The 15,755-nt window shown below is 68.4% G+C and carries 20 protein-coding genes; 9 read left to right on the forward strand and 11 right to left on the reverse strand.

The window, feature by feature from the left end; all coding sequences use genetic code 11:
* Positions 1 to 279 precede the first annotated feature (279 nt).
* From ACFP3H_RS24275 to ACFP3H_RS24305, 7 genes are all read right to left on the reverse strand, one after another.
* Positions 280 to 939, reverse strand: coding sequence for an MspA family porin (locus ACFP3H_RS24275; protein ID WP_378609409.1), 660 nt, complete (start codon positions 937 to 939; stop codon positions 280 to 282).
* A 66-nt stretch (positions 940 to 1,005) separates the two neighbouring features.
* Positions 1,006 to 1,689: an MspA family porin gene (locus ACFP3H_RS24280; RefSeq protein ID WP_378609411.1), complete on the reverse strand. Its 684-nt coding sequence runs from the start codon at positions 1,687 to 1,689 to the stop codon at positions 1,006 to 1,008.
* 522 nt (positions 1,690 to 2,211) lie between these two features.
* Positions 2,212 to 2,400 (reverse strand): hypothetical protein, encoded by a 189-nt coding sequence (locus ACFP3H_RS24285; protein ID WP_378609412.1) that lies wholly within the window; start codon positions 2,398 to 2,400, stop codon positions 2,212 to 2,214.
* The gene (locus tag ACFP3H_RS24290) at positions 2,397 to 2,942 is read right to left on the reverse strand and encodes a MogA/MoaB family molybdenum cofactor biosynthesis protein (RefSeq protein ID WP_378609414.1); all 546 of its coding nucleotides are present in this window, start codon (positions 2,940 to 2,942) and stop codon (positions 2,397 to 2,399) included. Before ACFP3H_RS24290 ends, ACFP3H_RS24285 begins: the two co-directional genes overlap by 4 nt.
* Positions 2,942 to 4,285: a S1C family serine protease gene (locus ACFP3H_RS24295; protein WP_378609415.1), complete on the reverse strand. Its 1,344-nt coding sequence runs from the start codon at positions 4,283 to 4,285 to the stop codon at positions 2,942 to 2,944. Before ACFP3H_RS24295 ends, ACFP3H_RS24290 begins: the two co-directional genes overlap by 1 nt.
* An 88-nt stretch (positions 4,286 to 4,373) precedes the next feature.
* A complete protein-coding gene (locus ACFP3H_RS24300; RefSeq protein ID WP_378609417.1) occupies positions 4,374 to 5,825 on the reverse strand; it encodes a sensor histidine kinase in 1,452 nt (483 codons plus the stop codon).
* A gap of 6 nt (positions 5,826 to 5,831) precedes the next feature.
* Entirely contained in the window at positions 5,832 to 6,518 is a 687-nt protein-coding gene (locus ACFP3H_RS24305; protein ID WP_358071318.1) for a response regulator transcription factor, read from the reverse strand.
* Positions 6,519 to 6,810: 292 nt separating this feature from the next.
* On the opposite strand from ACFP3H_RS24305, the gene ACFP3H_RS24310 reads away from it, so the two are divergent.
* From ACFP3H_RS24310 to ACFP3H_RS24330, 5 genes are read left to right on the forward strand one after another with little or no spacing between them, the layout of a single operon-like run.
* A complete protein-coding gene (locus tag ACFP3H_RS24310) occupies positions 6,811 to 9,645 on the forward strand; it encodes a sensor histidine kinase (protein ID WP_378609419.1) in 2,835 nt (944 codons plus the stop codon).
* Positions 9,642 to 10,046, forward strand: a complete 405-nt coding sequence (locus tag ACFP3H_RS24315) for a roadblock/LC7 domain-containing protein (protein ID WP_019049250.1) — start codon at positions 9,642 to 9,644, stop codon at positions 10,044 to 10,046. The genes ACFP3H_RS24310 and ACFP3H_RS24315 overlap by 4 nt, the downstream gene beginning before the upstream one ends.
* Before the next feature lie 6 nt (positions 10,047 to 10,052).
* Positions 10,053 to 10,424, forward strand: coding sequence for a DUF742 domain-containing protein (locus ACFP3H_RS24320; protein ID WP_378609420.1), 372 nt, complete (start codon positions 10,053 to 10,055; stop codon positions 10,422 to 10,424).
* A 4-nt stretch (positions 10,425 to 10,428) separates the two neighbouring features.
* The gene (locus ACFP3H_RS24325) at positions 10,429 to 11,028 is read left to right on the forward strand and encodes a GTP-binding protein (RefSeq protein WP_378609422.1); all 600 of its coding nucleotides are present in this window, start codon (positions 10,429 to 10,431) and stop codon (positions 11,026 to 11,028) included.
* The gene (locus ACFP3H_RS24330) at positions 11,021 to 11,797 is read left to right on the forward strand and encodes an MHYT domain-containing protein (RefSeq protein WP_378609423.1); all 777 of its coding nucleotides are present in this window, start codon (positions 11,021 to 11,023) and stop codon (positions 11,795 to 11,797) included. The genes ACFP3H_RS24325 and ACFP3H_RS24330 overlap by 8 nt, the downstream gene beginning before the upstream one ends.
* A gap of 453 nt (positions 11,798 to 12,250) precedes the next feature.
* Here ACFP3H_RS24330 and rpmF read toward each other — a convergent pair whose 3' ends face one another.
* From rpmF to mrf, 3 genes are read right to left on the reverse strand one after another with little or no spacing between them, the layout of a single operon-like run.
* Positions 12,251 to 12,427 carry a 50S ribosomal protein L32 gene (rpmF, locus tag ACFP3H_RS24335; RefSeq protein WP_378609425.1) on the reverse strand — a complete coding sequence of 59 codons (177 nt, stop codon included), beginning with the start codon at positions 12,425 to 12,427 and terminating at the stop codon, positions 12,251 to 12,253.
* Between the two features lie 3 nt (positions 12,428 to 12,430).
* Positions 12,431 to 12,697 (reverse strand): type B 50S ribosomal protein L31, encoded by a 267-nt coding sequence (locus tag ACFP3H_RS24340; protein WP_378609426.1) that lies wholly within the window; start codon positions 12,695 to 12,697, stop codon positions 12,431 to 12,433.
* Positions 12,694 to 13,998 carry a ribosome hibernation factor-recruiting GTPase MRF gene (mrf, locus tag ACFP3H_RS24345; RefSeq protein ID WP_378609428.1) on the reverse strand — a complete coding sequence of 435 codons (1,305 nt, stop codon included), beginning with the start codon at positions 13,996 to 13,998 and terminating at the stop codon, positions 12,694 to 12,696. Before mrf ends, ACFP3H_RS24340 begins: the two co-directional genes overlap by 4 nt.
* Before the next feature lie 102 nt (positions 13,999 to 14,100).
* On the opposite strand from mrf, the gene rpmB reads away from it, so the two are divergent.
* Genes rpmB through rpsR form a run of 4 tightly spaced genes read left to right on the forward strand, consistent with a single transcriptional unit; the run spans position 14,101 to position 15,117 of the window.
* The gene (gene rpmB / locus ACFP3H_RS24350) at positions 14,101 to 14,337 is read left to right on the forward strand and encodes a 50S ribosomal protein L28 (RefSeq protein ID WP_378609429.1); all 237 of its coding nucleotides are present in this window, start codon (positions 14,101 to 14,103) and stop codon (positions 14,335 to 14,337) included.
* 9 nt (positions 14,338 to 14,346) lie between these two features.
* The gene (gene rpmG / locus ACFP3H_RS24355; protein ID WP_378609431.1) at positions 14,347 to 14,517 is read left to right on the forward strand and encodes a 50S ribosomal protein L33; all 171 of its coding nucleotides are present in this window, start codon (positions 14,347 to 14,349) and stop codon (positions 14,515 to 14,517) included.
* A gap of 2 nt (positions 14,518 to 14,519) precedes the next feature.
* Positions 14,520 to 14,825: a 30S ribosomal protein S14 gene (gene rpsN, locus ACFP3H_RS24360; RefSeq protein ID WP_378609432.1), complete on the forward strand. Its 306-nt coding sequence runs from the start codon at positions 14,520 to 14,522 to the stop codon at positions 14,823 to 14,825.
* Positions 14,826 to 14,859: 34 nt separating this feature from the next.
* A complete protein-coding gene (gene rpsR / locus ACFP3H_RS24365) occupies positions 14,860 to 15,117 on the forward strand; it encodes a 30S ribosomal protein S18 (RefSeq protein WP_378609434.1) in 258 nt (85 codons plus the stop codon).
* 57 nt (positions 15,118 to 15,174) lie between these two features.
* Here rpsR and ACFP3H_RS24370 read toward each other — a convergent pair whose 3' ends face one another.
* Positions 15,175 to 15,732, reverse strand: a complete 558-nt coding sequence (locus tag ACFP3H_RS24370) for a LysM peptidoglycan-binding domain-containing protein (RefSeq protein ID WP_378609435.1) — start codon at positions 15,730 to 15,732, stop codon at positions 15,175 to 15,177.
* Positions 15,733 to 15,755 lie beyond the last annotated feature (23 nt).

Raw genomic sequence — 15,755 nt, forward strand, 5'->3', positions numbered from 1 at the left:
TCGAGGTGTACGCAAATTCGACCTCGACCGTCGAGGTCGATATCTGTGCCGCGCCCGGACCCAGCTGGGGTGTGCCCCGAGGACATGCACCGCTGGCAACAGGGCGAATGGCGCTCTGCCGGGAGGTGGATCGAGAAGCTGATGGTCACCGAGAAATGGTGAAGCAAGCGATAACTTAATGATGCGGTCTCGTAATGTCCAGTCTCGCACCTTGAACAAACAACAAAACGGGCCGGTCGCGAAAGCGACCGGCCCGTTTCGAGTTCGGGTGCGAACAGATCAGCCGAGGCTGAACGGCTGGCCCCACAGGGTGACCCAGGAGATCACGTTGTCGGTCTCGACCTCGACGGACACGAAGGCACGCGCCTGCGCGTAACCGGCGCAGCCCGACAGACCGATGGTGGTGTCGGCCCAAGTCACCGAGCCGGAGCCATCGGAGAACTTGTTCGACTTGCCATGGGCCTCGGAGCCGTAGTCGTCGGCGAATTCCTTGTCGAGAATGTAGAACGAGCTCGACTGGCCGGGGCCGAGCGAGAGCTCGCCGCCCGCGCCGACGCCGCCGGAGCCGGCGCCCTCGGGATCGACAGAGCCCGAGCCGTCGCCGGAGACGGAGCCACCGGAGATGTTGACCTGGCAGCCAACGGTGTAGCCCGGGTAGATCTTGCCGGAGCCGCCGTCGGAAACGGTGACCTGAGCGCTACCGGAGACCCACGAGTTGCGGTGCACCGGGGTGGCGCCCATGGACGGGCTGATCAGGGCCGACTCCCCCACCAGGGAGATGTCGACGACGGTGCCGTCGGAGAGCACCTTGGTGATGTGCCCGCCCGGCAGCGCAACGAAGGTATCGGCATTGGCCGCGCCCGTGGAGAACAGGCCGACGGCCACGGTGGCCGCAGCGCTGACGCCCGCCACCTTCGCCATGAACTTACGGTTGATCATAGGATTTGTCCCTCGAGGAGTGAGTTCGCCGCAGCGAGAAGAAGATTCGTGCCGGATCGAAAGACGTCAGCCGATGCTGAACGGCGCGCCGTACAGGGTGGTCTTCGAGTAGTTGTCGCCGATGATCTCGACGACGGTGTACGCACGGGCCTGCGCGTAGCCGGCGCAGCCCTGGATCTCGATTTCCGCGTCCTGGTAATCGATCGCGTACGTGCCGGCCTTCAGGATGTCCTTCGAGCTGATCTGCACGAACTTCACTTCGCCGGGGCCGAGGCTCAGGCCGATCGAGCCGCTCGCGGAGACACCGTCGGTGCTGACACCGACGCCGCCACCGGCGGTGATCGCGTCATCGGCGATGCTCACCTGGCAACCGACGATGTAGCCGGTGTTCAGCTGGGAGGCGCCGTGCGTCGACGAGTTGTTCGAGCCGGGACGGCCGGTCGGGCCGTTCCAGGGGCCGACCTCGCCCTCGGGGGTCTCGGTGACCTCGGCGATGGCGGAGCCCGAGACCCAGACGACGCGACCCGCGCCATTGGCGGACAGCGACGGCGAAATCAGCGCGGATTCCGCGGTGCGGGTGATGGTGACGGTGCCACTCGGGCTGACCTTCTGGCCGTCCGGCAACGGCACGAAGGTATCGGCGTTGGCGGCACCGGTCGACAGCAGGCCCATGGCCACGGCGGCCGCGGCAGCGCCGACGCCCGCGGCACGGGCGCCGCGGCGCACACCGGTGGTGCGGTTCTCGCTCATACTTCCCCTCATCAGGTGTCTAACAGCCGATCTCGACTTTCGAGATCGGACAGGTGGCCCTCACAGGCCCCGCTCAGTGTGTCGCCCCTTTGTTGCCATTGCGTAACTAACTGTTATTTCGGCGATACGGCGGGGTCGGTGTGACGAACCCGAGCCGGGGTTCTTCCGAGTGTTTCGACGCACAGAAGTCGGAGTACTGCGGGGGCCGATAGTTGGTTGGCTCGATGGCGAACATTAAACGCCGATACCGGGATTCAGCAACGAAAGAGTTCGTAAATTTCACTGTGAAGCAGGGCACACATTAGTACATCGCCACATGCTTTGACATGCATTAATACGGTCGTAGGACACGGTGTCAGTGACACTTGACAAGAGGTGTCCACGGGTACGAACGGACCCATATACGACAAAAGACCACGCTTTCGCGTGGTCGGGGATTAATTGTCGGCCATTGCGCAGGCTACCGAAGACGGCGATCGACGGGGTGATTACTACGGAGTAACTACGTAGATAACGGCGCGATCACCCGTGGTGCGGCGGCACCTGAGACCGTAACCATTCGTCTACCTCCGCACCGCGCGCATCGTCGCGACGCTCGTCGCCGGTGGTCTCGGGCAGCACATCGCCGAAGATCCGGGCCAGCCGCGCGGCCTCGGCGGCCTTGCGCCGCAGCGCATCCGCCGAGGCCGACTCCTCGGATGGAGTTGTCACTCGTCCAGACCGCCGGACAGCTCGCCGATCACCTTGCTCGCCAACGGGCCGAGCGTGGCCATGCCGTCGCGCACCGAGGCGCGGGTGCCGGGCAGGTTCACGACCAGGGTGCTGCCGGAGATGCCGGCGACCCCGCGCGACAGACCCGCGTCCAGCGAGCCCGCCACCCGACCCGACGCGCGCAGCGCCTCGGTGATGCCGGGCAGCTCACGGTCGAGGACCTGGGTGGTGGCCTCGGGGGTGATGTCACGCGGCGACATGCCGGTGCCGCCGACCGAGATGACCAGGTCGACACCACCGATCACCGCGGTGTTGAGCGCATTGCGGATCTCGACTTCCTCGGCCTGCACCGTCACCGAGGCGTCGACGAGGAACCCGGCCTCGTTGAGCAATTCGGTGACGAGCGGGCCGAGCGAATCCACGCCGCCATGGGCGGTCCGATCGTCGACGACAACAACCAGGGCGCGCCCTGCCACGGGAGCATCGATGTCCATGGTCATCACCGTAGCGCCTACGCACGACAGGCTTGCGTTCGAACGCATCATCGGCCGCCTTCCGCCGCCGCTGCGGTGAGCGTGACCTCGACGGTCTTCGGGTCGCGACCCTGGTCGTCGGTGTAAGTGACCTTCACTGTGTCTCCTGGCTGGTGCGAGCGGACGGCGGCGATGAGCGCGTCGCCGGAATCGATGGGTCGGTCGTCGAGCCGGGTGATCACGGCACCGGTCGGGATACCCGCCTTGGCAGCGGGACCGTCGGGGGTGGCTTCGAGCACGCGGGCGGCGTTGTCCTGGGGGCGGAGTTTGATGCCGATCTGGGCGTAGGTGGCCTGGCCGGTCTTGATCAGTTGGTCGGCGACCCGGCGGGCCTGGTCCACCGGGATCGCGAAACCGAGCCCGATCGAACCGCTCTGGGTGCCGCCCGCCACCTCGCCGCCGAGGCTGGCGATGGCGGTGTTGATGCCGATCAGCTTGCCCTGACCGTCGACCAGCGCGCCGCCGGAGTTGCCCGGGTTGATCGCGGCGTCGGTCTGGATCGCGTCGATCACCGGGTTGACCTGGCTCGGGGCGCCCTCGCCGCTGGTGGAGACCGGGCGGTTGAGCGCGGAGACGATGCCGGTGGTGACCGTGCCCGCCAGGCCGAGCGGCGAGCCGATCGCGATCACCGGTTGGCCGACCGCCAGCCCGTCGGAGGTGCCGAGTTCGATCGGGGTGAGGTCGGATTTGCCGCTGACCTTGATGACGGCGAGGTCGGAGACCGGATCGGCGCCGATCATCGTGGCGGGGGCGGTGCTGCCGTCGCTGAAGACCACTTCCATCTTCGCCGAGGCGCCCGCGCCTGCGGCGACGTGGTTGTTGGTGAGAATCAGTCCGTCGGTGGACAACACGACCCCGGAACCCTCGCCCGAGGCCCGGTTGCCTGCGACCTTGATCATCACGACGCTGGGCAGCACGCGCTGCGCGACCGCCTGGGTGGAGCCGGCCGGGGCGTTGGCGACGTTGTTGATCTCGGGCTTCGGCGCCTCGAGTGCGTTGGTGACCTGGACCGAGTCCGAGTCAGTGACCAGGGCGCCGACCACCCCGCCCACACCACCGCTGACCAGCGCCAACGCGGCAGCACCGGCGATCAGGCCGAGCCGCAAGGGCTTTCGCTGCACCGGCGCCGGCGCGGCATGGGCGGGCTGGGCGAAAGGCGCAGGCTGGCCCCCTCGCCAAGGCTGGCCGTCGTACGGTCCGTGACCGCCGAATTCCCCCGTACCCGCACCCGGATACGGCGCACCGGAAGTCGGCCCTGCCGGGTAGTCGCCCGGGGACGCGGGTCGGCCGAAGGGGCCCGTGGCGTCGGATCCGGTCTCGTCGGGGCGGTGGTCTCGGGGATCGTCGGTCATGTCTTGTGTCTCCTCACGCTCGCAGACCAGCTTCGTGACCGCTACTGAGAGCCACCTGAGATCGGACTATCAGTTCGCCGAGACTCGGTCACGGGTCGACCTCGTCGAGCAGGGTCGGCGCCTCGCCCGGCAGCACGATCCGCACCAGCGCGCCGCCGCGATCGGAGGTGTCGATGACGATGGTGCCGCCGTGTTTGGTCACCACCTGCTTGACGATGGCCAGGCCGAGCCCGGAGCCGGGCATCGAGCGCGAGGCGGTGGTGCGGTAGAAGCGCTCGAACACCAACTCCCGTTCCCCGGTGGGGATGCCGGGGCCCGCGTCGCCGACGGCCAGCTCGAGCAGGCCGGGTCCGGCGGGGCGCATGGTGATCCGCACGACCGCGTCGGGCGGGCTCCACTTGGCGGCGTTGTCCAACACGTTGAGCACGGCCCGTTCCAGCCCCGCCTCGTGCCCGTAGACGAACCAGGGCCGCAGATCGGCGACGAAGGTGATCCCCACCCGTCGGCGGCGCGCACGTTCGAGCGCGCGCTCGGCCACCTCGCCCAGATCCACCCGCTCGTAGACGGTTTCGGGGGCGTCCTCGCGGGCCAGGTCGACCAGGTCGCCGACCAGGGTCGAGAGCTCCTCGATCTGGGCCACCACGTCGGCGCGCAACTCGGCCATGTCCTCGTCGGGCAGCCGGGGCGCGCCCGGTCGGCTCGAGGCGATGAGCAGTTCCATGTTGGTGCGCAGCGAGGTGAGCGGGGTGCGCAGTTCGTGGCCCGCGTCGGCGACGAGTCGACGCTGACGGTCGCGCGATTCGGTGAGCGCGCGCAGCATCGTGTTGAAACTCTCGGTGAGACTGGCCAATTCGTCGTCACCGGTGACCGGGATGGGGGTCAGATCGTCGGTGCGGGCGATGCGCTCGGTCGCGGCGGTGAGCCGGGCGATCGGGCGAAGGCCGGTGCGGCCCACCGCGGTACCGGCCGCGGCGGCGAGCACGACCCCGCACGCGCCGACCACGAACAGCAGCCAGGCCAGCTGGTCGAGCACCTCGCGGGTGCGGTAGAGCTTCTGCGAGATGATCAGCGTGGCGCCGCTGTGTGTGCGCGCGGCGAGTACCCGCTGGTCACCCACGGTGCGCAGCGACGAGTTCAATCGTCCGTCGGCAACGGCCATCTCCTGCGCGCCGACCGGCGGAATGGTCTGCTGGGGCGGCATGTACGGCTTGTTGCCCGCGTAGATCAGCGCCACGCCGACATCGTTGGAGAACAGCCCGGCCAGCACGATCGACTGGAATCCGGCGGTCTCGAAGTTGTTGTTGATCATCGTCGCCGCGCGGGCCTCCAGCTGCCGGTCGACATCGGCGTAGAGGGCGCGCGCCACCATCGCGTAGGCCGCGATCGAGGTGAGTGCCACCGCGATCAGCACCACCGAGGCGGCCAGCAGGGTCACTCGCCAGCGCAGCGACACCGATCGGGTCAGGGGCATGGGCGGTCGCATCTCGCTCGCGTCGAGGGGTCGCCCGAGGACTGCGACCACCGGTTCCTTGGCTGCCATGTCCGCCTACGGAGGGGTCTCGCGCAGCACGTACCCGACGCCGCGCACGGTGTGGATCAACCGTTCCTCGCCGTCGGCCTCGGTCTTGCGGCGCAAATAGCCGATGTAGACCTCGAGCGCGTTGCCGGAGGTGGGAAAGTCGTAGCCCCAGACCTCTTCGAGGATTCGACCGCGGGTGAGCACCCGGCGCGGATTGGCCATCAACATCTCGAGCAACGAGAACTCGGTGCGCGTGAGACTGATCGCGCGCTCGCCGCGCGAGACCTCGCGGGTGACCGGATCCAGCGACAGATCAGCGAACACCATCGCCTCCGACGCTTCACCGGGATCGGGCGTTCGGCGACGGAGCAACGCCCGTAAACGCGCCAGCAATTCTTCCAACGCGAATGGTTTGGGCAAATAATCGTCGGCGCCCGCGTCGAGTCCGGCGACGCGTTCGGAGACCGAATCCCGCGCGGTCAAAACGAGAATCGGCAGATCGTCGCCGGTGCTGCGCAGCCGACGGCACACTTCCAGGCCGTCCAGGCGCGGCATCATCACATCCAGAACCAGGGCATCGGGCCTGGCAGCGGTCACTTTCTCGAGGGCGTCGAGGCCGTCGACGGCCAGGTCGACGGTGTAGCCGTTGAAGCTCAGTGACCGGCGCAGTGATTCTCGCACCGCGCGATCGTCGTCGACTACCAGAATGCGCATGCGCTGTAGTTTGCCGTGACCGACTGAGAACGTACTGAGAGGCCCGCGCGGGGTGTCGGAAGGTCGTGACCTCGGCGAGCGAGTTGTCAGTCTTGACAACTCCGAGCAATCGTCGTGGTGCCAGCGCATATTCGGCGAATTTTCGTCCGCTCGACCGGATTGCCGATACTCATCCGGCACGGTATCTTTCCTGGCGATAAAGAAGACCTCCAGTTGGTTCTGCGCTCGCATCGCTCCGCGACCTCCCCGCGCGGGCCGGGGTCACACGTGGAAGCAGAGGCAACGCACGCGGATGGAACCTGCATCGCGCTCCTGGCAATTCAGCCTGTCCAACTGGTCGGTTACGCGCAAGGTCGGTGTGGTGCTGGTGCTGCCGGTGATGCTCGCTACCGCCTTCGCCGTGCTGCGGATCAACAACGAGCTGCAGACGATGACGCAGCTCAGCGCCGCTACCGAGCAGGCAACCGTCATCCGTCCCGTCGTCAAGTTCGCCACCGCGACCGAACAACTCGCCGTCGCCGCCACCGCCAATTGGGGCGCCATCGCCGACCCGCAGACCGACGCCGCGCTGACCACCTACGACCAGGCCCTCGCCGAGGTGCAGAGCGCCCTGCGCTCGGCCAGCATCGACCCCGGCGTCGCCGATGAGCTCACCGCGGCCACCGTCGCGGGCGCCACGCTGCGCAACACCGTGCGCGGCGGGTCCCCCACGATGGTCGCCGAACAGTCCGACCTGATCGGCGAGCGGATCGGCAACGCGCTGGCGAAGACCCCCCAGGTCGAGGACTTCGTCGTGCAGCGCTACTTCCTGCAGCTGACCTCGCTGCACCAGGCGCGCCGGGTGCTCACCCGCGAGCGCACGCTGGTCGTCTCGCCCGAGGCGGGCGTCAGCCAGAGCGCGCGGGCGAAGATGCTCGTCGAGCTCGGCTCCGAAGCCAACATGATCAAGACCTACGCGATGATCCTGCCCGACCAGGCAGGCAGCCAGGCCGCGCTGCTCGACGCGGTGCAGACCAGGATCAGCGTGTTCAGCCAGAACAACGGCGACCCGACCACCAACGCCGCGGTGCTCAACACCCTGCAGGTCAGCGCCGACACCTATGCCTCGACCATCTCCGCGCTGCTCGACAACATCGACCACACCCTCGACAGCAACACCGCGACCGCCCAGACCGCGGCCCTGCGCGAGACCACCCTGGTCCTTGGCATGCTGCTGGCCGGGCTGGCGCTGGCGCTGGCCGTGGCGCGCACGCTGGTGGTGCCGGTGCGCAGGCTGCGTCGCGACGCGCTCGAGGTCGCGCACGTGAAGCTGCCCGACGAGCTCGCGGTGGTGCGCAGCGGCGGCGCGACCCCGGAGATCACCCCGGTCGGGGTGCACTCCACCGACGAGATCGGCCAGCTGGCCCGCGCGGTGGACGAGATCCACGAGCAGGCCCTGAATCTGGCCGGTGATCAGGCCCGCCTTCGCCTGCAGATCGGCAACATGTTCGAGACGCTGTCGCGGCGCAGCCAGTCGCTGGTCGAGCAGCAGCTCGCGCTCATCGAGGAACTCGAGCACGACGAGGACAACCCCGCGCGGCTACAGACGCTGTTCCGCCTCGACCACCTCGCCACCCGCATGCGCCGCAACGGCGACAACCTGCTCGTGCTGGCCGGCACCGTGTTGCGGCGCGGTCACCTGCCGCCGGTGCCGCTGTCGGACATGCTGTGGAGCGCGGTCTCGCAGGTGGAGGACTACCAGCGCGTCGAGATCGGGAATGTGCCCGACGGTGTCGTGGCCGGTGAGTCCGCGGTCGATATCGAGCACCTGCTCGCCGAGCTCATCGACAACGCCCTGCGCTACTCCCCGCCGAGCACCTCGGTGGCGGTCATCGTGGGCCGCGCGGTCGACAGCGGGTATCTGATCGAGATCACCGACCGCGGCCTCGGCATGTCGGCCGACGATCTGCAGACCACCAACGACCGGCTCGCTTCCGGTGGTGAGGTCACCATCGAGACCGCGCGCCGGATGGGTCTTTTCGTGGTCGGCAGGCTCGCCAAGCGCCACACCATCACCGTGAGCCTGCGCCGCACCAACGGCGCGACCCCGCAGCCCGGCATCACCGCGAGCGTGCATCTGCCCAGCTCGCTGGTGGCGCCGATGCCGCCGATGTCCTCGGGTCCGGCCACCGGCCCGAACCCGTTGGTCGCCACCGGCCCGAACCCGTTGGTCGCGACCGGCCCGCAGCCGATCGTGCCCGCCGGGATCGGCCCGTACGCGCTCACCCCCGCCGACATCACCGGCCCGAATCCGATCATGGGGTCGGGTCCGCTGCCGCTGACCCCGGTCGCCCTGACCAGTCTCGATCTGCCGGGGGCCCCGGTCGGACCGCCGATCCCGCCCGGTCCGCCGGTACGTACCAACGGCGTCGATCACTCGGTGCCCACGACCACCGGTTACGTTCTGCCACAACGCATTCCGGCCGCCGTTCCCGCGCCGCCGACGGAACCGGTGGCGGTCGTCCCGGTCGAGGACGACGAACCGGTCGGACTGTGGGCCGAACACGAACACGACACCGACGATCTCCCCGTCACGGCCGGCGACGCCCCCGAGCCCGCGCCACCCGCCGACTCGCGCCCCCTCGGCCTGCCCCAGCGCATCCCCGCCAACGCGCTGGCCGAACTCGCCGGTCGGCCCGCTCGCGAACCGGAACCCGAACCGCGTCGCGAACCGGAACCCGAACCTCGACCGCGTCCCGTCGACGAGGATCCGATGCCGACCACCAGCACCCGGTTGCAGCCGGTGCCGGGACCGGCGCCGACCCCGATCTACCAGCGGATGGTCTCGGAGTGGCTCGTCGAACCCGCCACCACCGACAACGGCGGCAACGGTGCCGCGTGGAGCTCCCCCGGCGATGCGGGCTGGTCGGCGGCGGCCGAGGCGGATCACCCGCCCACGTCCTCGCGCACCAGCGGTGGTCTGCCGATTCGCAAGCCGGGGGCGCAACTCGTGCCCGGTGGACTCACCCCCGCCGAAGAAGCGGGCGATCGCGATCCCGAGGAGATCCGCAACAACTTGACCCGACATCTCAGCGGCGTCCGCAGCGGTCGTGCCGAGATCCAGTACAACGACGGAGGCCTCGAATGAGCAACGCGCACCCCACAGACGAGAATCTGAACTGGTTGGTCGCCCGCTTCACCCGAGACGTGCCCGGCGTCTCGCACGCGGTGCTCGTCTCTGCCGACGGACTGCTCCAGGCGACCAGTCCGCACCTGCCCTCAGATCGCGCCGAGCAGCTGGCCGCGGTCACCGCCGGGCTGGCCAGCCTGTCGATGGGTGCGGCGCACCTGTTCGACGGCGGCAAGGTGATGCAGTCGATCGTGGAGATGCAGCGTGGCTACCTGCTGGTGATGAGCGTGGGCAACGGCTCGCATCTGGCGGTGTTGGCCAACAAGAGTCACGACATCGGCCGCATCGGCTACGAGATGGCACTGCTCGTCGACCGGGTGGGCTCGGCGGTCACCGCCACCGCCCGCTCTGCCGGCTGAGGTGAGATGTCGAGCCCTTACGGATCCGATGCCCGGCCAACGACCAGGGTCAGGCCCTATGCCCTGACGTCGGGCCGCACCGAGCCCGCGATCGCGCTACCGCTCGAGGCGGTCGTCGAAACGGTCTCCTATACAGCGCACAACGACTGGTCCGCAGGCGATCTGCGGATCGAAATCGTGCGACTGGCCACACATCGGCTATCTGTCGTCGAGATAGCCGCATACCTCGGGCGCCCACTGGGTATGGTCCGGGTGATGATCGGCGATCTCGTAGTGGGCGGGATTCTTCGAGTGCATTCGACGCTGACCGAGCAGGCGAGCTACGACGAACGCCGATCACTGATGGAGAGGACTTTGCGTGGACTCCGTGGCCTCTGATGGCATGCGACCGCCGACCCCGGAACAGCGGGTCGCATCGACCAAGATCGTCGTCGCCGGTGGTTTCGGCGCCGGGAAGACGACCTTCGTCGGTGCGGTGTCGGAGATCGTGCCACTACGCACCGAGGCGATGGTGACCCACTTCTCCGACGGCATCGACGATCTCGCCGAGACGCCGGAGAAGGAAACCACCACCGTGGCCATGGACTTCGGTCGCATCGTGCTGCCCGGAAACCTGGTGCTCTACCTGTTCGGCACGCCCGGCCAGAAGCGCTTCTGGTTCATGTGGGACGACCTGATCCGCGGTGCCATCGGCGCGGTGGTGCTGATCGATACCCGCAGGCTCGAGGACAGTTTCGCCGCCGTCGACTTCTTCGAGGCGCGTGGCCTGCCGTTCCTGATCGCGGTGAACCGCTTCCCCAACGCCCCCCGCTTCCCCATCGCCGAACTGCGCGAAGCGCTCTCGGTGCGCGAGGGTATCCCGATCGTCGACATCGACGCGCGCAACGCCGTCGAGGTCCGTCAGGCGCTGGCGGCGGTGACCGAATACGCCATCGCCCAGCTCGAGCCCCAGCAGTTCGAGGGGGCGGGCAGGCGTGGTTGATCTGCTCGCCGCCGCGGGTGCCGACACCTTCGCCAACGGCACCGGGATCGCCTGGCTCGCGGTGGATCTGTCGGCGGTGGGCGCGCTGGTGTCGTTCGCCTGTGTGCGTCACGCGAAGTACTCGCAGCGATTTCGGCTGGTGTGGTTGACGATGGCCGCGGTCTCGCTCGGCGGGGTCGGGCTGTGGTTGGCCAATTCGGTGGCGCTGCTGGCGCTGCGGGTGCACGACTCGACCCTGCGCTACAACGTCGCCCTCGGCGCGTCGGCGCTGGCCATCGCGGTGGTGGGGGTGCTGGCCGGGTTCCTGATCAGCGGGCGGACCCTGCAGGTGCCGCGGCTGATCATCGGCGGGCTCACCATGGGTTTGAGTGTCGGCCTGTCGACTTTCCTGACCCTGGACGCGATCTCGGTGCAGGGCACGATGGAGGAATCGCTCGGCCTGATCGGCGCGGCGGTGCTGCTGTCGATGGCGGGGTGCACGGCGACGCTGTGGGCCGCGCAGGTGGTCCGCCGGATCGCGCTGCGCGTGGTGGTGTCGGTGCTGTTCGCCGTCGGTGTGGCCGGGGTCTACTACACCGCGCTCACGGCCCTGTCGTTCTCGATCGATCCCGCGATCAAGACGCCGACCGGGGTGCCGCTGTTCGACCTGGTGTTCCCGATGTTCGTGATCGGCGCGCTCGGCCTGACGGTGCCGATCACCGCGGTGCTGGTGGCCCCGGATCGGCGCGACGCGGTACTGGCTGCGCGCCAACCGGTTCCGGCCCGCTGACCGCAACCAGCTAACGTCCGGTTTGTCGGATTGTTTCCGACCTTCGTTCCGCTGGACCATGCCCGCCCGACGGGTGCGCACCGGCGGAAAAACCGCCCCTGAAATGGCGATGAGCGGGTTCCCCATACTCGGAGAACCCGCCCTCACGCACGAGAGTACATACCCGCCCCGGAGTCCGCATCAGCAGTTCCGGAATTTTATTGTGGTGAAAAACAAACCGCGAGTTGGTAATTCGAGATCCAGCAACCACTCCGCAAGCCACTCCGCACCCCCGAGCCAAGTGGCACGCGTCACACCGTTAGCCGAAAAGTTGCCGAAGCTCACGTAAAACGCCCTGAACAGGCATTACGCCGCCGGAGCAACCCCCCTGGACGACAGGCACTTCCGGCCCGCACGCGGCGACGGCCCACCGGGTGACCCGGCAGGCCGTCGTGCGAGCGCCGACGAGACGACTCAGGAGATCCGCGCCGGATCGATCAGACCCCGACGCACCGCGGCGACGATGCGGCGCGGCACCCGGTATTCGACCCCGGCCACGGTCACCGGAACCAACTGGGGCACTTCCGCTTTCCACTGCGAACGCCTGCTGCGGGTGTTCGAGCGCGACATCCTGCGCTTGGGGACCGCCATGACTCAGCCTTCCTTGCCCGCGCGGGGGCGCTTGCCGTACTTGCGTTCGAACTTCTCGACGCGACCCTGGGTGTCGAGGTTGCGGGCGGTGCCGGTCCAGAACGGGTGCGAATCGGAGGTCACGTCGACCACCATCAGCGGGTAGGTGTTCCCGTCGCTCCACTCGATGGTGCGGTCACTGTGCGCGGTCGAGCGGGTCAGGAACTGCTTGCCCGTACTCGCGTCCTCGAACACGACGGGGTGGTAGTCGGGATGGATGCCTGTCTTCATGCCGTTTCTCCTCTCGGATCGGTGCGCTCACTCGCCGAGGCCGTGGCCTCGGTGGGATCGGCGCAGGGTTCTTCGTGCCAGTCGCCGAAGGGGTCCTCCCACAGCGCGACTCGTTCGGGGGCCCGCTCGACGAGCAACATCTCGTCGTCCTCGACCAGGGCCCAGTGCAGGGCGTGGCGGATCTCGTCGGGATCGGCGTCGTGGGCCAGGATCACCAGCGACACATCGCGATCGCCGAACTGCTCGTCCCAGCCGAGCGCGGCCATCACCTGCCGGTCGGGGTCGGTGGCGGCGCGTTCGGCCGGGCTCATCGCGGCCAGCCACCGGCCCGCGTTGCCGACGCGCAGGCCGCCACCGGCCGACTCGAGCCACACCACCTGGTCCGGTTGGGTCGCCAACCACACCCGACCGCGCGCGGTGACCACGCCGTCGAGCAGCACGTCCAACGCGTCGTGCAGGCGCGCGGGATGGAAGGGCCGACGCGCGGCGAATTCGACGATTGTGACGCCGCAGTCGGTGCGCAGCGGGGGCTGTCCGCGCAGCAGCGGGGCGTGCGCGTCGAAGATCCGGCCGCGTCGGGAGTCGGCGGGCACGCGGGCCAGCAGGGCGCCGATCTCGATGGCGTCGAACCCCGCCAGGCCGTCGAGCCAGGCGACGGGCGCGGCGGGCGCGAGGCGGGCGAGCACGGCGGCGAGCCGATCCCGTTCGAAGATCTCGGTCCCGGCGGTGAGCACCACCAGCGCGTCGGCGAAGTCGACCTGACCCACGGCCACCTGCGCGACCGTGCGCTCGTCGTCGGCCCCGGCCAACCCGCGGTCGGCCAGCACCTCGTCACCGCTCGCGTCGGCGAGCCACTGCTGCCCGTCCACGCAGGTGAGCACGGCCTCGACGCGCACCGAGCGGGCGGCGGGCCCGTCCACGCGGTCGGCGACCCCGCACACCTCGACGTTCTCGATCGCGTGGCACAGCGCCTCGGCCTCGATGCCCGGGTCGAGCGCGAGCACGATCCGGGAGATGTGGGCGCGGGTGGCGAGCGTGCACAGCATCGGCAGCAGATCCGCGCGTAGCGTGCACGACACGCAGCCGTGCGCGAGTTCCAACACCGTGGTGGTCACGGTGCCCGCCGTGCGCACCGTGCGGGTCACCACGCCTTCGCGCAGTTCGGCGAGGTCGTGGTGCACGATCACCGTGCCCGCGTCCGCGCTCAGCGTCGCCGCGATGTGCTCCACGCCGCCCATGGCGGGTCCGGAGAAGCCGGCCAGCAGCACCACGGGCGTTCTCCGGTCTGACTGGTCCAGCACCCGATACCCCTTTCGACAATGATTTTCAATTACCTCGCGACGACTGTACAGTGCGGAATAATCGTTGTCGAAAATGGTTGTCATAGCCATGAAGGGAGTCGCATGTCGGCCCACTGCCAGGTCACCGGACGCAAGCCCGGCTTCGGAAAAGCCGTCTCACACTCGCACCGGCGCACCAACCGACGCTGGAACCCCAACATCCAGCGCAAGACCTATTTCCTGCCCAGCGAGGGCCGCCGCGTCACGCTGACGGTCTCCGCCAAGGGCATCAAGACCATCGACCGCGACGGAATCGAGGCTGTCGTAGCTCGCATCCGCGCCCGCGGCGACAAGATCTAGGAGCACCACATGGCCTCGAAGTCGACCGATATCCGGCCGATCGTCAAGCTCAAGTCCACCGCCGACACCGGCTACACCTACGTCACCCGCAAGAACCGCCGCAACGACCCCGACCGGCTGATCCTGCGCAAATACGATCCCGTCGTGCGCCGCCACGTCGATTTCCGCGAGGAGCGCTAGCAATGGCCAAGAAGTCCAAGATCGCCCGCAACGAGCAGCGGCGCGAGGTCGTCGAGCGTTTCGCCGCCCGGCGCGCCGAGCTCAAGGAGCTCATCCGCAAGCCCGCGACCGACGAAGCGCAGCGCCTCGCCGCGCAGGCCGAACTGCGCAAGCAGCCGCGCAACGCCAGTCCGGTACGATTGCGCAATCGGGATGCTGCTGATGGCCGGCCACGCGGCTATCTCCGGAAGTTCGGCCTCTCCCGTGTTCGTGTGCGCGAGATGGCCCACCGGGGCGAGCTCCCTGGGGTCCACAAATCTAGCTGGTAGAGACACCCTCTGATCTCGTGAGAAGGAATATCCCATGGCAGTGAAGCGAGCACCGTCCAAGAAGTCACGCGCCGACCAAGGCCGTAAACCGAAGAAGAACCCGCTGATCGCCGCGGGTATCGACCACGTCGACTACAAAGACGTCAACCTGCTGCGCACGTTCATCTCCGACCGCGGCAAGATCCGCAGCCGCCGCGTCACCGGACTGACCCCGCAGCAGCAGCGACAGGTCGCCGTGGCGGTGAAGAACGCCCGCGAGATGGCGCTGCTGCCCTTCACCACCACCAAGTAGGCGCAGGCACGACAAAGGCCCCGAGGCAACAGCTTCGGGGCCTTTTCGGTGTTCTCGTTACGGGATGGTGAGAACCTGGCCCGGGTTGATGAGGTCCGGGTTGTCGATGCCCGAGGCCGAGGCGATTTCCTGGTAGCGGCTGCCGTCACCGTAGAAACGCTCCGAGATGGCCCACAGGGTGTCGCCCGACTCGACCGTGTAGGTCTGCACGACCGGCGGCGCCGGGACCTCCTCGGCGATGGCGGCCGCGAGCACCGGCTCCGGCGCGGGCAGCGGGTTGTCGGTGTTGGTGGCGGTGGCCCAGGCGACCGAACCGTCGGTGCCGTAGAGCACGACGTTGCGGTCGGGCTGCACGACCAGCCGCTCGACGTTCTTGCCCGCGGTGTCGGTGGCCCAGATGCGCGCGCCGCCCCCGCTGTAGAGGACGAAGTCGCCATCATGTTGCAGGGCCGCGCGCTGCACGTCCTGTCCGTGCGATTGCGCGGCCCACACGACGTTGCCGTCGGGCTCGGTCAGCACGAGGTTGCCGTCCGGCTGCAGAGCCAGGGTGTACGCACCGCCGGTCAGGGACTGTCCCAGTCCCAGTTCTTCGCCTACACGCAGCGTGTCGCCCACGATGTTCCTTTCGAAGATCCAGT

Source organism: Nocardia lasii, assembly GCF_042658545.1.
GTDB lineage: Bacteria > Actinomycetota > Actinomycetes > Mycobacteriales > Mycobacteriaceae > Nocardia > Nocardia lasii.

Bases quoted from the DNA above. Each gene is read 5' to 3' on its own strand.
- ACFP3H_RS24340 (WP_378609426.1), bottom strand. From the start codon at position 12,697: ATGAAGACAGGCATCCATCCCGACTACCACCCCGTCGTGTTCGAGGAC.
- ACFP3H_RS24315 (WP_019049250.1), top strand. From the start codon at position 9,642: ATGAGCAACGCGCACCCCACAGACGAGAATCTGAACTGGTTGGTCGCC.
- rpsN (WP_378609432.1), top strand. From the start codon at position 14,520: ATGGCCAAGAAGTCCAAGATCGCCCGCAACGAGCAGCGGCGCGAGGTC.
- ACFP3H_RS24310 (WP_378609419.1), top strand. From the start codon at position 6,811: ATGGAACCTGCATCGCGCTCCTGGCAATTCAGCCTGTCCAACTGGTCG.
- rpmF (WP_378609425.1), bottom strand. From the start codon at position 12,427: ATGGCGGTCCCCAAGCGCAGGATGTCGCGCTCGAACACCCGCAGCAGG.
- rpsR (WP_378609434.1), top strand. From the start codon at position 14,860: ATGGCAGTGAAGCGAGCACCGTCCAAGAAGTCACGCGCCGACCAAGGC.
- ACFP3H_RS24305 (WP_358071318.1), bottom strand. From the start codon at position 6,518: ATGCGCATTCTGGTAGTCGACGACGATCGCGCGGTGCGAGAATCACTG.
- rpmB (WP_378609429.1), top strand. From the start codon at position 14,101: ATGTCGGCCCACTGCCAGGTCACCGGACGCAAGCCCGGCTTCGGAAAA.
- ACFP3H_RS24275 (WP_378609409.1), bottom strand. From the start codon at position 939: ATGATCAACCGTAAGTTCATGGCGAAGGTGGCGGGCGTCAGCGCTGCG.
- ACFP3H_RS24320 (WP_378609420.1), top strand. From the start codon at position 10,053: ATGTCGAGCCCTTACGGATCCGATGCCCGGCCAACGACCAGGGTCAGG.
- ACFP3H_RS24300 (WP_378609417.1), bottom strand. From the start codon at position 5,825: ATGGCAGCCAAGGAACCGGTGGTCGCAGTCCTCGGGCGACCCCTCGAC.
- ACFP3H_RS24290 (WP_378609414.1), bottom strand. From the start codon at position 2,942: ATGCGTTCGAACGCAAGCCTGTCGTGCGTAGGCGCTACGGTGATGACC.
- rpmG (WP_378609431.1), top strand. From the start codon at position 14,347: ATGGCCTCGAAGTCGACCGATATCCGGCCGATCGTCAAGCTCAAGTCC.
- ACFP3H_RS24280 (WP_378609411.1), bottom strand. From the start codon at position 1,689: ATGAGCGAGAACCGCACCACCGGTGTGCGCCGCGGCGCCCGTGCCGCG.
- ACFP3H_RS24325 (WP_378609422.1), top strand. From the start codon at position 10,429: ATGCGACCGCCGACCCCGGAACAGCGGGTCGCATCGACCAAGATCGTC.
- ACFP3H_RS24295 (WP_378609415.1), bottom strand. From the start codon at position 4,285: ATGACCGACGATCCCCGAGACCACCGCCCCGACGAGACCGGATCCGAC.